The 14,932-nt window shown below is 37.4% G+C and carries 14 protein-coding genes; 8 read left to right on the top strand and 6 right to left on the bottom strand.

What is annotated here, in order from left to right:
- Positions 1 to 9: 9 nt before the first annotated feature.
- Positions 10 to 354 carry a preprotein translocase subunit SecG gene (gene secG, locus PQ459_08400; protein WDF48485.1) on the bottom strand — a complete coding sequence of 115 codons (345 nt, stop codon included), beginning with the start codon at positions 352 to 354 and terminating at the stop codon, positions 10 to 12.
- 61 nt (positions 355 to 415) lie between these two features.
- Positions 416 to 1,027: a T9SS type A sorting domain-containing protein gene (locus PQ459_08405; protein WDF48486.1), complete on the bottom strand. Its 612-nt coding sequence runs from the start codon at positions 1,025 to 1,027 to the stop codon at positions 416 to 418.
- 88 nt (positions 1,028 to 1,115) lie between these two features.
- On the opposite strand from PQ459_08405, the gene PQ459_08410 reads away from it, so the two are divergent.
- Positions 1,116 to 3,110 (top strand): S9 family peptidase, encoded by a 1,995-nt coding sequence (locus tag PQ459_08410; protein WDF48487.1) that lies wholly within the window; start codon positions 1,116 to 1,118, stop codon positions 3,108 to 3,110.
- 129 nt (positions 3,111 to 3,239) lie between these two features.
- Entirely contained in the window at positions 3,240 to 3,785 is a 546-nt protein-coding gene (locus PQ459_08415) for a hypothetical protein (protein WDF48488.1), read from the top strand.
- A gap of 106 nt (positions 3,786 to 3,891) precedes the next feature.
- Here the strand turns inward: PQ459_08415 and PQ459_08420 are convergent, their stop codons facing one another.
- Entirely contained in the window at positions 3,892 to 4,758 is an 867-nt protein-coding gene (locus tag PQ459_08420; protein WDF48489.1) for an aldose 1-epimerase family protein, read from the bottom strand.
- Positions 4,759 to 4,890: 132 nt separating this feature from the next.
- Here PQ459_08420 and PQ459_08425 point away from each other — a divergent pair, with 132 nt between their 5' ends.
- Together PQ459_08425 and PQ459_08430 are read left to right on the top strand one after the other, a co-directional pair.
- Complete coding sequence (locus tag PQ459_08425) at positions 4,891 to 6,057, top strand: HAMP domain-containing sensor histidine kinase (GenBank protein ID WDF48490.1); 1,167 nt, start codon at positions 4,891 to 4,893, stop codon at positions 6,055 to 6,057.
- A gap of 153 nt (positions 6,058 to 6,210) precedes the next feature.
- Complete coding sequence (locus tag PQ459_08430) at positions 6,211 to 7,560, top strand: DEAD/DEAH box helicase (protein WDF48491.1); 1,350 nt, start codon at positions 6,211 to 6,213, stop codon at positions 7,558 to 7,560.
- Positions 7,561 to 7,593: 33 nt separating this feature from the next.
- Here the strand turns inward: PQ459_08430 and PQ459_08435 are convergent, their stop codons facing one another.
- Genes PQ459_08435 through PQ459_08445 form a run of 3 tightly spaced genes read right to left on the bottom strand, consistent with a single transcriptional unit; the run spans position 7,594 to position 10,367 of the window.
- Positions 7,594 to 8,046 carry a lipocalin family protein gene (locus tag PQ459_08435; GenBank protein ID WDF48492.1) on the bottom strand — a complete coding sequence of 151 codons (453 nt, stop codon included), beginning with the start codon at positions 8,044 to 8,046 and terminating at the stop codon, positions 7,594 to 7,596.
- Between the two features lie 47 nt (positions 8,047 to 8,093).
- Positions 8,094 to 9,404 carry an ABC transporter permease gene (locus tag PQ459_08440; protein ID WDF48493.1) on the bottom strand — a complete coding sequence of 437 codons (1,311 nt, stop codon included), beginning with the start codon at positions 9,402 to 9,404 and terminating at the stop codon, positions 8,094 to 8,096.
- 57 nt (positions 9,405 to 9,461) lie between these two features.
- Complete coding sequence (locus PQ459_08445; protein WDF48494.1) at positions 9,462 to 10,367, bottom strand: ATP-binding cassette domain-containing protein; 906 nt, start codon at positions 10,365 to 10,367, stop codon at positions 9,462 to 9,464.
- 1,059 nt (positions 10,368 to 11,426) lie between these two features.
- On the opposite strand from PQ459_08445, the gene PQ459_08450 reads away from it, so the two are divergent.
- The 4 genes from PQ459_08450 (at position 11,427) to PQ459_08465 (ending at position 14,928) form a co-directional block, all read left to right on the top strand.
- Entirely contained in the window at positions 11,427 to 12,497 is a 1,071-nt protein-coding gene (locus tag PQ459_08450) for a diphosphomevalonate decarboxylase (protein WDF48495.1), read from the top strand.
- Between the two features lie 192 nt (positions 12,498 to 12,689).
- Positions 12,690 to 13,010, top strand: a complete 321-nt coding sequence (locus PQ459_08455) for a GIY-YIG nuclease family protein (GenBank protein ID WDF48496.1) — start codon at positions 12,690 to 12,692, stop codon at positions 13,008 to 13,010.
- Between the two features lie 82 nt (positions 13,011 to 13,092).
- Positions 13,093 to 13,965 (top strand): ESP-1 family subclass B3 metallo-beta-lactamase, encoded by an 873-nt coding sequence (gene blaESP, locus PQ459_08460; GenBank protein WDF48497.1) that lies wholly within the window; start codon positions 13,093 to 13,095, stop codon positions 13,963 to 13,965.
- A gap of 33 nt (positions 13,966 to 13,998) precedes the next feature.
- Positions 13,999 to 14,928, top strand: a complete 930-nt coding sequence (locus tag PQ459_08465; protein ID WDF48498.1) for a hypothetical protein — start codon at positions 13,999 to 14,001, stop codon at positions 14,926 to 14,928.
- Positions 14,929 to 14,932: the final 4 nt, after the last annotated feature.

A 14,932-nucleotide genomic window follows, 5' to 3' on the forward strand; every position in this document is an offset into this window, starting at 1 on the left:
AGTTTTCTATTATTTCGTTGCAGGAACCTGGGTTGCTGGAGTAGTAGTATTAGTCGGAGCTTGATTTACTGGCGCTTCAGATCTCACTGGTGTTGGCATTGATGGCGCTACTTGCGATGGTTTTCCTGTAAGAATGATGCTTAGGAAAATCAAAACAACAATAGTTCCTCCCAAAGTCCAGGTTGCTTTCTCCATAAAATCATTGGTTCTTTGTACCCCAAAATTAGTAGCAGATGCACCGCCGAAAGTCCCGGAAAGTCCGCCTCCTTTTGGATTTTGAGCCATGATGATGATAACTAATAGGATGCTAGCAATGATGATTAGGATCATAAACAGCGTAAATATTGTGCTCATAGTATAGTCTTAGTAATAAATTTTGAAGCGCAAATATATGGATTTTAATCAATAATAAAACTTATTTCTTGATAAATTTCACAATATTGGTTTCATTACTCAAAGATTTTAATTTAATAAAATAAACACCTGTTTTCAGATTGCTGATATCAATTTTACTTCCTTTGAAATCTTTATTAAGAAGCAGTTTTCCCGATTCCTCTATAATTTCATAGGCAACAAAGTTTTTGTCAGATTCGATATTCACAAAGTCTTGAACCGGATTTGGGAATATTTTTACCACGACCATATTTTTAGCGGATTCATTCACAGCCAAAAGACAAGCTGGCGGATTTGAAATTGGACCAGCGGAATAGTCGTAGAATATTGTATCCGCTGTAGTTACAGAGACGGATAGATAATCAGGATGGGGAGGTGCACCGGCAATATATTTACAATTATTAAAAACAAATTCTGCAGTATTGAATGGCGTACTGTATTTGTACCAGCCTTCACAAGTGCTTGCCATGGGAGGTGGCGAGAAGAAATCTACTAATGTTGGAGGGTCAATTACATTTGGCCATACGCAGGCAGATGTCCAAGTGGAAGGTGGTTTGAAGTAAGCGGTTTTCATAGTTTGGCTGGATACAAATTGAGAAATTACTGCTAAAGAAAAGAGTAGAAATTTTTGCATAAGAATTAGTTTTAATTGGTTAAAGCCAAATTTACATATTAATTTAATAACTTCGTCCGAGTTTTTTCAAAATTATAATTCTAAACAGATGAAAATCAAACATTTCATAGCTGCAGCAGCAACAATACCTTTTATGATGAATGCACAACAGGTTATGACACCAGAGATGATGTGGACGCTCAATCGACTTGGTATTCAGTCGGTTTCGCCGGACCATTCTTCTCTCATTTACAAAATCAGCAAAACAGACCTCAAAACCGAAAAGTCAAACTCCGAAGCTTTTTGGCTGGACCTTTCCGGAAAATCTACCAAAATTGATTTAGGCAAGAAAAGCCTGATTCAATGGGACAAAAACGGAATTTACGCTCTAGAGAACAACCAAATTTTCTTGTCGAAAGATTCAGGTAAAACTTGGTCAGAATTTTATAAGGTTGGTGAGGTTGACAATATTGTCATTTCTCCAGACGGGAAAAAAGTGGCTTTCAGCAAAGCAGTTCATATCGAGGATCTTCTGGGTAAGGATAAATATAAAGATCTGCCAAAAACGACGGCTCAAATCTATACAGACCTCAATCACAGACATTGGGATGCTTTCAATGAAGGTTCTTACAACCACGTTTTCACAGTGAATATTTCTGAGTCTGTGGACAGGGCCAAAGATCTTTTGGAGGGAAAAGCTTTCGATTCGCCGCAGAAACCATTTGGTGGAGCAGAAGATTTTGTTTGGAGTCCGGATTCGTCGCAGTTGCTTTACGTTTCCAAGAAGAAAAGCGGCGCAGAATATGCGCAAAGCACCAACACAGATATCTATTGCTATGATCTGGCAAGTGGCGTTACCAAGAATATTACAGAAGGAATGATGGGTTACGATGTGAATCCGAAATTCAGTCCAGATGGTAAATTTCTCCTCTGGAACTCAATGGAAAGAGACGGTTTTGAAGCCGATAAGAATGACATTATGATAATGGATTGGAAGGCGATGAAGTCTGAAAATCTTACAAAAGCCTGGGACGAAAGTGTCACTGGCGATGTTTCGTGGAGTGCAGATGCAAAAGCGATCTACTTCACTTCAGCTTTCCGCGGCACGAAACAATTATTCTCCGTTGATGTTAAAAGTAAAACTGTAAAACAAATTACGAAAGGCGATTTTGATATCAACGAGATCGTACTCGAAAACAAAGGCAAACTTTGGGTCACCAAAACAGACATCAATCACAATGCAGACCTTTTCGAAGTGGATTCCAAAGGTGTATTGAAACAGATCACGGATATTAATAAAGACAATTATTCCAAACTGGTTCAAGGAAGATCTGAACTGAAAATGGTGAAAACGACCGATGGAAAAGAAATGGGCGTTTGGTTCCATTATCCGCCCAACTTCGACCCAAATAAGAAATATCCAACTCTAGTTTATTGCCAAGGAGGACCACAATCTGGACTGACGCAGTTTTTCTCCACAAGATGGAACTTCGCTTTAATGGCCGCAAACGGCTACATCGTCGTTGCACCAAACAGAAGAGGAATGCCAGGCTGGGGCGTAAAATGGAACGAAGCGATCAGTGGCAACTGGGGCGGACAACCAATCGAAGATTATTTGTCAGCAACCGACTTCGCTAAAACATTACCTTACGTAGATGGAAGCAGAGTGGCGGCTGTTGGTGCGAGTTACGGCGGATATTCTGTATTTATGTTGGCTGGTGTTCACGAGAATAGATTCAAAACATTCATTGCACACGACGGTTTATTTGATATGAAATCCTGGTACGGAACAACTGAGGAACTCTGGTTTGCCAATTGGGATTTAGGTGGAAATTACTGGCAAAAGCCAACACCAAAAGCGTATTCAGACTTCAATCCAAGTAATTTTGTGGACAAGTGGAACAAACCGATTATGGTAATCCAAGGCGGAATCGATTTCCGTGTTCCTTATGAGCAAGGTCAGGAAGCTTTCCAAGCTGCGAAACTGAAAGGTCTGAAAACCAAATTCCTTTATTTCCCGAACGAAAACCATTGGGTGCTTCATCCGCAAAACGGTTTGGTTTGGCAAAGAGAATTCTTTGAATGGCTAAAAGAAACATTATAAAATTCCCCTCCATTGGAGGGGTGTCAAAAATTTTTTAATTTTTGACGGAGTGGTTTATAAATAAAAATTAAAATGCAGTTGAATTATCATCTGCATTTTTTTATATTTATCTAAATAAAAAACACGAATATGAAAATTTTATTACCAATGCTATTCATCGGAACGATGATGACTGCACAAGTTTCCAACATCGTAAGGCACCAGAATTCTTACAAGGATTTCCCTTTCGAAGGTGTTAGAATTGTTCAGGTGGACGAGGTGAATTCGCCGGACAGTGAGGACAATGTCTTTATCTTTTCAAAAATCGAAAAAGGAGCAAAGCCTGATAAAATGACTTTCCAGAGATTTACAAAAATCGGTGGAGAATGGAAAGTGATAGCCAAAAAACAAATCGAGCACGCGGGAATCATTAGTTCTTGGGGACAAAGAAAGTCCTTTGCGGATTACGATAAAGACAAAAGCATCGATGCACTTTTCATCTATTCACTAAACGATTATGATTTCAAACAGCAGTCAGTTCATTTGATTTTCTCCAAGAATGCTGAGTTTTACGAAATCTCAACTTCTGCAGAAAGTGGTTATTCGAAAGATGTTTATTCTGATAATTTTAAAAATCTGCCACAAAATATCAAGAATGAGATTCTGGAATATTGGAATAAGTTGGATAAGCAGTAATTTTTTTAATAGAAAACCCCTTTATAGTTTAAAACTCTGAAGGGGTTGTTTTTTGCGACTTTAAAGCGTTGTAATTTTTAAATTTTAGCGACTTTGCGATGAAAAATCACTCAATCTCAACAGCCCAATCACCCTTCCAATCCTCATTCCTTTCCAACTTCAAAATCCCGAATTTCTCAGTTAATTCCTGGTTGTGGTCTTCGATATCTGCAATGCCTTGCCAAGGTTCCAAGCAAACGAAATCAGCATTTTTTGCCGCCCAGATCCCGAAATATGGAAAGTTTGAAAAAGTGAAAATCACTTTGTGGTTGTTTTGATTATTTTTCAAGATCAATTCTTTGCTTTTCATATTGGTCATCACCAAAGCGTCTTTTGAGAACAATTCGTATGAAAGTGGAAGCGTTTTATTTTCCAGGTTGATGGTTTCGGTTTTTTTGCTGATGAGATTATCGATCAATGGATGAATTTCCAATTTTTCATCATCATAAAAGGTGATTGCGTAATCATCATACTTCAGTCCATTTTTGGTGTCAATCGAAAATCCAGGATGAGCACCCAAAGAAAAATATAGTTCTCCTTCCGAAGTATTTTTCACGTTGTAAGAAACGGTCAACTTGTTTTCAGTCAAAGTATATTTGATCTCCAAACTGAAATCGAAGGGATAGAATTTCAAAGTTTCTTCATCAGAATTTAATTCAAAGACAACTTCATTTTCAGAAGAATTTTTCACGTCGAAAAGCTTTCTTCTGGCGAATCCGTGTCTTGGCATCTCATAAGTTTCGCCTTCGAAAATATAAGAATCATCTTTCAAGGCGCCAACAGTCGGGAAAAGGACCGGACTTTGGCCGCCCCAAAAATCAGGATTGCCTTCCCAAATGATCTCTTTTCCTGTTTCGAGATTAATTAGCGAAATCAGTTCTGCACCGAGTTCGTTGAAGCTGGCCTTTAGTTTTGTATTTTGAAGTTGGATCATGATTTTTATTTTGAAATTTACTCGATTACAAATCTAGGATAATCTTTGATTTATTAGTCTATCCTCTAAAAATCTATTGTCTCTAATCTCAATTTTACAATAAATTCCTAAATTGCCGTTTTATAAGCAATAATGAAAGGTTTCAATTTTCTTAAAAGAATCAACAGTTGGGTCGTGTACTTTATACTCACGGCGATTGTACTTGGTATTGCCGTTTCTTCTTTTTTAATTATTGACAATCTCAGGAAGCAGGAGATTCAGAAAATCAATCTGATAGGTACGGCTTTGAAAGCCTATACCGATGATGAGATCTCAGCAGATCCAAAGATTCAGGAGTTGTATCTTGCTGTAATGCAGGATAATACCAATCTTCCAATTGTTGTGACAGATAAACATAGAACACCTATTTTCCAAGCCAATATTCCCGAACACATCGAACAAGATTCCCTCAAACTGAAAAATCTGATCAGGAAAATGGAAAATTCCTACGATCCTTTTGTCGTAGAATTGCCATCTGGACAGAATCAGTTTATCTATTATGACAACTCCGATCTGCTCAATTATTTCAGGTTCTATCCGTACCTGATCGCTTTGTTCATCGGCGCTTATTTGATATTTTCCTTTTGGTTCCTGAGAACTCTCAAGAAAACCGACGAAGGCTTTGTTTGGGCAGGTTTGGCGAAAGAAACAGCGCATCAAATCGGAACGCCGTTGTCTTCAATGATCGGCTGGGTTGAAATTATGAAACTCGAAGATGAAAATGGATTAGGCGTAAAAGAACTCGAAAAAGATGTTGAAAGACTGAAGACCATCTCCGAAAGATTTTCTAAAATCGGTTCTATTCCTGCATTGAATGACCTTGATATCAATGAAACCGTTCAGCAGAATTTCGATTATTTAAAATCCCGAATTTCGACCAAAGTTGATTTTACGTTAAGAAAAACCTACGAACCAGTTCTGATTCCGCACAGTAAAATCCTGATGAGCTGGGTGATCGAAAACCTGATCAAAAATGCTGTCGATGCGATGAAAGGTGAAGGGAAATTGGAACTTTCACTCTACAAGAAAAACAAGAGTGTCTATATCGACGTGACCGACTCTGGAAGCGGAATGACAAAACAACAAGTTAGAAATGCCTTCAAACCGGGATTCTCTACCAAGAAACGTGGTTGGGGATTAGGCCTTTCATTGACCAAAAGAGTTGTGACAGAATATCACAAAGGTGAAGTGAAAATTGCCCATTCTGAAGTGGGAAAGGGAACGACTTTTAGGATTGTTTTGAGGGAGGAGCAGAAATAATTTTTATAATTATCTCAAAAAATCAATAGTTTTCCGCTTGATTTCAAAATCCCTATCTTTGCCGATTGAAACCAAAGAAAATATTGTATCAATTCATTACAATTTCAATTTTCGAGGTTATTCTTTACTACTTTAAAAATAAATTTTTCCCAGATGAAAACCACTTTTGCAGACTTCGATTTACCGGAAAAGATTCTGGATGTACTAGCCGATCTCAACCTTTTTGAACCAACGCCTATTCAGGAAAAAAGCATCGGACCGATACTTTCCGGACGCGACGTGATGGGAATTGCCCAAACAGGAACAGGTAAAACTTTGGCCTACACGCTTCCAGTCCTTAAAACCTGGAAATACAACAAGTCTGGAAATCCAACCGTTCTGGTTTTGGTGCCAACCAGAGAATTGGTGGTTCAGGTAACAGAAGTGATCACAAAAATGACGGAAAATCTGACCGCAAGAGTGATCGGAATTTACGGTGGAAAAAACATCAATACACAAAAATTATTGTTCAATGACGGTTGCGACATTTTGGTGGGAACACCTGGTCGAGTAATGGATCTTGCGATTGACAATGCAATCTCATTGAAGGAAGTTAATAAACTGATCATCGATGAATTTGATGAAATGCTGAACCTTGGATTCCGTCCACAGCTCACGCACATCTTCGAAATGATGAAAGAGAAAAGACAAAACATCCTTTTTTCTGCAACGATGACCGATGCTGTAGACGCTTTGCTGAACGAATATTTCGCTGGTCCGATTGAGATCTCATTGGCAAGATCAGGAACGCCTTTGGAGAAGATTGCACAATCTGCAGTTCCGGTGGAGAACTTCAACACCAAATTGAATTTATTAATTCACCTTCTTAAAACAGAAACGGACTTAGAAAAAATTCTGATTTTCGCTAACAATAAAAAACACGCCGATTTAATCTTCGAAAAACTGAATGTAGAATTCCCAGACCAGTTTGGTGTCATCCATTCCAACAAATCCCAGAATTTCAGATTAAGAGTGATGCAGGAATTCACCAATGAAGAATTGCGAGGTGTGATCACAACGGATATTATGGCGAGAGGTCTTGATATTCCGGATATTTCGCACGTTTTCAACTTCGAAGTTCCTGAGGTTCCAGAGCAATACATTCACAGGATCGGTAGAACGGGTCGTGCGGACAAAGAAGGGATTTCCATCACGTTCTTTACCAAAAAGGAAGAAGCGCAACTTTTGGATATCGAACTTTTGATGGACAGAGAGATCAAGAAAACCGAATTCCCGGAAGCTGTGACGATTTCCAAAGTGAAGCTCGCATCGGAACAGGAAGAAGTGAAGATGAAATTCTTGACCACAGCCAAACTCAACGAAGGCGATTCCGCTTTCCACGAGAAAAAAGATAAGAACAAGAAAAAAAATCTCGGCGGACCAAGCAAGCGAAAAGCTCCTAAGAAATTCGGTGCCAACAGAGCTCAGCAGAAGCAGAAGTCTATTGCTAAGAGAAAGAAATAAAACTAAAAATCCTCAGAATTCTCTGAGGATTTTTTATTTACTGAAGACCATTACACGTTTATCTATTACGCCGTCATTATTTGCGTCATAACCGAAGTAAGAATCGATTAATTGTAATTCATTATTTGTAATGGAATTAATTTTAATAATGTAAGGGTTACCTGTGAGAGTAGATTTAAAGGTTACTTCTCTCTGATTTTCATTGTAATTGAATTCGCCATTTTCTGTTTCATCTACAACGCAAGAACCTATAAAATTATCTTTGAAAATAGTCAATGTATACCTATTGTCAGAAAACAAATAAGTCATTTTATCCGGGCAATCCGAAATAATTTCTGAACTTAAAACGGAATTGTCTTTTCCGGACATAATTTGTATTTTAGTCAGATTCCAAGTTCCCAAAATCAAAGATTCTTCTTTCTCATCATCTTTCCGACAAGAAATAATAGATAACGAAGCCAATGCAATTAGAATAAATTTTTTCAAAGTATTAATTTTCCACAAATAAAATGAAAATTAATTTAACAATGAAATCAACTCCTGATCCACTTCCAGATCTCTTTCAAAGTCGCCTTGTTCCCATACATCAAAATCCCAACTCTATAGATTTTCGAAGCAATGAAAACCATTAATAGAGTAGAAGCAATCAACAAAAATATCGACAACAAAATCTCCCAAAGTGGAACCCCAAACGGAATCCTCGCAATCATCGCAACCGGCGAAGTAAACGGAATAATGGACAGCCAAAAAGCCATCGGCCCATCCGGATTATTCATTATCGTGAAACTTCCGTAAAGTCCCAACATCAGCGGAACCACAGCGAACAAAGTAAATTGTTGCGTCTCAGTTTCATTGTCAACCGCACTTCCAATCGCCGCGTACATCGAACTGTAAAAGATATAGCCAAACAAAAAGAAGAACACGAAAACCCCGATGATTCCAACATAATTCATATCCAAAAGAATGTGCGAAACCTCCGTCGCAATCTGCTGAATATCCAGATTTTTAAGAACGCCTTCTTCTCCAGCCGGAATATTTTTCTGCATCGCCGAAAATCCTGTATTCAAGAATATGGCCGCTGTCACGGTCATCGCAATCCAAACGATGAATTGCGTCAATGCCACCAAAGTTACACCCAGAATTTTCCCCATCATCAATTCAAAAGGTTTGACAGACGAGATGATAATTTCCACAACACGGTTATTTTTCTCTTCCAAAACGCTTCGCATCACACGCACGCCGTAGATGATGATGAACATAAACACCACGTACATCAATCCCATACTCAGCGCGGTTTTGATGCCAAAAGCAAGGTCACTTTCAGGCTTATCACTTTCCGTCACGTTTTGGGAAATCAGTTTGAAATTCTTATCAAGATTCACAATTCTGTCTTCCTTGATTCCAAGCTGTTTGATTTTTTCTTTCTTCAGAATATTACTCAAATCAGCCGATACTAAACTTTTCGTATCCATCCCGACCTTCTTGTTGGTTAACAGTTTTGTCCCACTTTCCAACGCATCAAAATTGGTGTCTTTGAGTTCCGGGATGATGAGCAAACCATCTGTACCTTTCAGTTCTTTCAGGTTTTTGACGAGTGCGTTTTCCGTATTTTCAGGCACAAAAGTATAAGTGATTTCTTTCGTCGATTTCAATTGTCCCGCGAAAAGTCCGCTTTTGTCCACCACATCAAAGTGATATTCCGCTTCGTTCGCCTTGAACATAAAACCAATCAAAACCCCAAAACCAACCATCAAAAGTGGCGCAAGAATCGTCAGAATAATAAAAGATTTCTTCTTGACCTGCGTCAGAAATTCCCTCTTGGTAATTAAATATATATTTTTCATTTATTGTAAAAAGTAAAATGTAATAAGTAGAATCATTTATCAATTATCATTCATCAACTATGATTGCACCGCATTAATGAAAACCTCATTCATACTAGGGATCTTCTCGTTGAAAGTCCGTATTGTTCCTGTTTTCACCAAATCCTGAAGCAGGATATTTTGATTCTCAGAATTCTTCAGTTCAAAATGAAACAAACCATTGTTGGTAGTCATATTTTCGATTTGATATTTTCTTGTCAGTTCCTCCAAATTTTCTGAATTCGTGTCCGCCAAAACCACAGAGAAAACATTCTGTTTGAATTGTTCGCGAACATCAAAAACTTTCCCGTCCAAAACCTTCTTAGAATTGTTGATGAGCGCCACAAAATCACACATTTCCTCCACACTTTCCATTCGGTGCGTCGAGAGAATGATGGTCGTTCCCTCATTTTTCAGACGAATAATTTGGTCTTTGATGAGATTTGCATTCACAGGGTCAAAACCCGAAAAAGGCTCATCCAGAATCAGCAATTTCGGGCGGTGCAAAACCGTCACCACAAACTGGATTTTCTGCGCCATCCCTTTCGAAAGTTCGCTCAGTTTTTTCTTCCACCATTGGTCGATGTTCAGTTGTTCAAACCAGAATTTAGCCTGCGAAAGTGCTTCTGCACGTGACATTCCTTTCAACTCGCCAAAATACAAAAGCTGGTCGCCCACCGTCATATTCTTGTAAAGTCCGCGCTCCTCCGGCATATAGCCGATGTTTCGGATGTGCTCCGGATTCAGCTCCTGGCCGTCAATCCAAACCTTTCCCTCATCTGCTTGCGTGATTTGGTTGATGATACGGATAAACGACGTTTTCCCCGCGCCATTCGGACCCAAAAGCCCATAAATACTCGCCGTAGGCACATCGATAGAAAAATCCTGAAGCGCAATTTTCTTCCCCGCGTTGTATGTTTTTTTGATATTTTCAGCTTTCAGCATTGATAATCTGTAATTAAAAAATGAATAAATAATATTAAGGAGCAAGACGATTTCCCCTTCGATTCACTTGTCCAACCCGCTTTCCGTTGCAATCTTTTTTTTCAAAAAAGGATTTCCACTACAATCGGGGCTATGTTGAGGTTTCGTCTTTCCATCGACGATTTTTAAAACCTCACAAAATTAGTTCATTAATCTCAAAAATGTTACAGAAAAACTTTGTAATTCAACTGTTCTTTGTCATTCTAAAAGTTTAGTTTCAATGTCCGCATTATTAATCTGAGCCTGATTGTTAGAAAATTGGTAGATATCAATAGGAACGGGCTTCAGCCCGTTTTAAAAGAGAATGGCGAGAGTTGGCTTTAGCCAAAATCTTTTTTAAGTTTCGGCTAAAGCTTTTGATTTTGAAATTTCTACATCGAGCTAAAACTCGACGCAATTGATAATCGATTAATAATCTTATTGTTATTAATGATTAAAAAAACAATCAAATCAGGTTTTTAGCAGTCTATATTCGTTGTAACAACAGATTTAGACGATGCAGTTATCTAAAACTGTAAACTTTTTATTTTTTCTTTAAAAATTCAAATCAAACACAATCCCAATTGCAGGAAATGCCGATGAATACGTGAAGACGCCTCAACTAAGTGAATCAACGGCTTAACTAAATGAATCACCGCCTTAACTAAATGAATCAAAAGCTCAACTAAATGAATCAATGACCCAACGAAGTGAATCGTCATCCCAACTAAACCAATCAACGGTTTAACTAAATTATACAATTAGGTTTCGTTATGTATCAACGTCTTTACGAAATGTGTTTTTGATGAGTTTAATCTTAAACAGAATAAAACCACATCTTTAGGTTTACTCCATAATAACAAAAAGAGTATAGAGATTCTTTGTTAGGACTAATTTAAAGCAGTTATTTTTTGACTTTATAACGAAGAAATCAATTACTCAGAAATCAACTTTCACGAAGCCTTATTAATTCTTAAATTAGCCAACCAAAACCAATCCGCCAAAGCGAACAGCCAAAAGCCGATTGCCAAAAGCAACACTATGACTCAAGAATTTTTGGGAAATTCCCAATTCAACATATCAAACCAAGCGGTTTCCGCAAGCTGTCCGTCCAATATCGCATTGATAAAATATTGGGGAAAATACGAAAACCAAATCCCGGCAAATCCCAGCATCAGCTACACGCTGAACCATTGCCGAACCAACACCACAATGGAATTTATCGCTGGAGAAGAATTCTCAGTTCAAACTTTTCTTGCAGGAAATGAAGAACAGAAATTCGCAGAGAAAATCGAAAAATATTTCAAAAACATCGAGCAATATCTCCCTTGGATTCTCAAAGGAAAATACATCATCAAAACAGAAAATACCTTTCCACACAGTTCAGGCATTGCCAGTTCCGCATCCGGTTTCGGCGCGATTGCAAAATGTCTGATGAACCTGGATGATATTTTCACGACTAAAGAACAAGGCTTCGAGAGCCTCAGCCTGACAAAAACCAAAAAAGAAAGTTTCCTCGCAAGATTAGGAAGTGGAAGTGCTTCCAGAAGTCTGTACGAAGGTTTGGTCGTTTGGGGAAAAACAAAAGAAGTCGAAGGCAGTTCAGATTTATTCGCTGTTCCATATAACAACAATGAAATCCATCCAATCTTCAAGAATTTCAACGATTGGGTGTTGCTGATTCACGAAGGTCAGAAATCGGTCTCATCCACTGTTGGTCACGGCTTGATGAACACCAATCCTTACGCCGAAAGACGTTTCCAGGAAGCCCACGAAAACTTTGAAAAATTGAAAACCATCCTCGCAACAGGCGATATGGAAGGTTTCATCAAACTTGTAGAGCACGAAGCGTTGACACTTCACGCAATGATGATGATGAGCGAACCGGCTTTCATCCTAATGCAAACCGGAACGTTGCAGGTCATCAATAAAATTTGGGAATTCAGAAAAATCACTGGTTTGGCTCTGTTCTTCACGTTGGATGCCGGCGCAAACGTTCACTTGCTCTTCCCAAATGATATCGATAACAAAAGAATTACAGATTTCATCACCACAGAACTGATTCCGTTGACTCAGAAAGGTGGTGTTGTGAAGGATGTGATGAGGTTTTAAGAAGTCGGAAGATGGAAGCTGGAGGTCGGAAGTGAAATTATAACGCAAAATTTAACCCGCATTTTTGTCATTCCGTAGGAATCTCAACTGCGTTTTCCTTCTGTGTTTAGATTGACTTCGTCGAACCACTACGTTAGGTTTCCTACGGAATGACAATATTATGGAAAAAGACTGTCTTGTAAACACAATAAAATGATTGAATTTCCAGAAGGCGCTTACACGTTTTATGTTTATATTTTAACAAACAAAAGCAAAACAGTTCTGTATACGGGAGTTACAAACAATCTTCATATTAGATTGCATCAACATAAAACTAAAACAAATCCAAACAGTTTTACTGCAAAATATAATGTTGAGTTTTTAGTTTATTATGAAAAGTTTGGTTGGATTCAGCAAGCGATTGAACGTGAAAAAGAAATAAAGGATTTGTCAAGGAATAAAAAATTGGAATTGATAAGAATCCAAAATCCTAATTTGGAATTTTTAAATCATTTGTTTGAACAACAATTTTAACTAACCATAAAGTTTGTCATTCCGGAGGAATCTAGACTGCTGAGATTCCTCCGGAATGACAAAATACCGTTTTAAAAAAAATATGAAAAAGATAAGCCTAATACTTTTACTTATCATCTCCTTTACCGGAAATGCACAAACAGTGACAGAGCCAACCAATCATTCCGCAGAATGGTCGCAACCTTACGAACCCTTCAGAATTGTGGGGAATCTGTATTACGTAGGAACTTATGATTTGGCTTCGTATCTCATTGTGACGAACAAAGGAAATATCCTTATCAACACTGGTTTGGCAGATTCTTATCCTCAAATCAAAGCGAATATCGAGAAGCTTGGATTCAAATATAAGGACACGAAAATCCTGACTTTGACCCAAGCACATTTCGACCATATGGGTGCGATGGCCGATATTAAAAAAGAAACGGGCGCCAAACTTTATGTGGACGAAGCAGATGTTGCCGAACTGAAATCTGGCGGAAAATCGGATTACGAATTGGGGAAATATGGCGTGACCTTCAAACCGTTATCGCCTGATTTTATGTTGAAAAATAATGGCAAAATCAAACTGGGAAACACGACTTTGACTTTGCTTCATCATCCAGGTCACACAAAAGGTTCGTGCAGTTTTATCTTCGAAACGAAAGATAAAAATGGAAAATATAAAGTCTTGATTGCGAATATGCCTTCCATCATCATCGACCACAAATTTTCTGATGTGAAAGCGTATCCAACCATCCAAAAAGATTATGCTTACACACTTGATGCAATGAAAAAACTGGATTTCGATGTTTGGGTGGCTTCTCACGCCAGCCAATTCGACCTTCATAAAAAACGAAAAGAAGGCGATGCCTACAATCCGAAATTGTTTATGGATAAGGAAAATTATTTCAGAAGACTGAAGGATTTGGAAGATGATTATTTGGAGAAAGTGAAAGAGGAATCTCAAACAAAATAAACATATTCGAGCCAGCGTTTATTAAATAAAAGAATGAGAAATAAATTTTTAATCTGTAATATTGTTTTTATTTTCAGTCTGCTAGTTCTTTTTCTGAACGACCATTTTTTGAAATTATATTTTCACAATTGGTTTACTGGAAAATTGTCTGATGCTGCAGGGATTATTTTGTTCCCATTTCTATTGACTTTTTTGTTTCCTAAACTTCGTCAGAATTCTGTTTACATTACGGGATTATTTTTTACATTTTGGAAATCTTCGTATTCAGAAAAATTCATTGAGTTCTACAATGTAATTTCGCCAATTTCCATTCATCGTGTTGTAGATTACACAGATTTGTTGACTGTTGTTTTTCTTTTTATTCCTTATTATTTGATTAAAAATAAGGATAAGCTAAAAATATTTGAAATTAATAAATTGTCAGCAAAGATGCTTATCGTTCCAAGTGTTTTAGTGTTGATGTCAACTTCTCCACCGCGCTACTATAAGTATGTTCCTTATACGGGAAATATTATTTTTTCGAATTTCAGCATTACATTTAAAGATAAATCAAACGAGGATGTTTTTAAAGACTTAAAAAATAGAAATGTACATTTTCGAAAAGATACAGTTAGGATAATTTCTGAAAATAAGAGGGAGTTACTGATGGCTTGGCAAATTGAGACAAAAAATTTAGATTCAAAAAAACAATTATTCGAGGTGTCTCAAGATTCGTTAAAAAATGACATTAAAAATTTAATTAATAATTCTAATTGGTTTATCATAGATAGTATTAAGCTTGAGGATGAAATGGTAAAAAACATTCAGTTTACTGCAGATGATTATACAACAAGTAAATCAAAAGAATCTGTCATTACTATTAATGGTCTTACAACAGATAAAAATCTGAACGATAATTCTGTAAAACGAAAATTGAAACAACTTTATAGAAAATCAATTTTAAAAGAATTTAAAAATTATTAAAACT

The organism is Chryseobacterium sp. KACC 21268, from assembly GCA_028736075.1.
Lineage (GTDB): Bacteria > Bacteroidota > Bacteroidia > Flavobacteriales > Weeksellaceae > Epilithonimonas.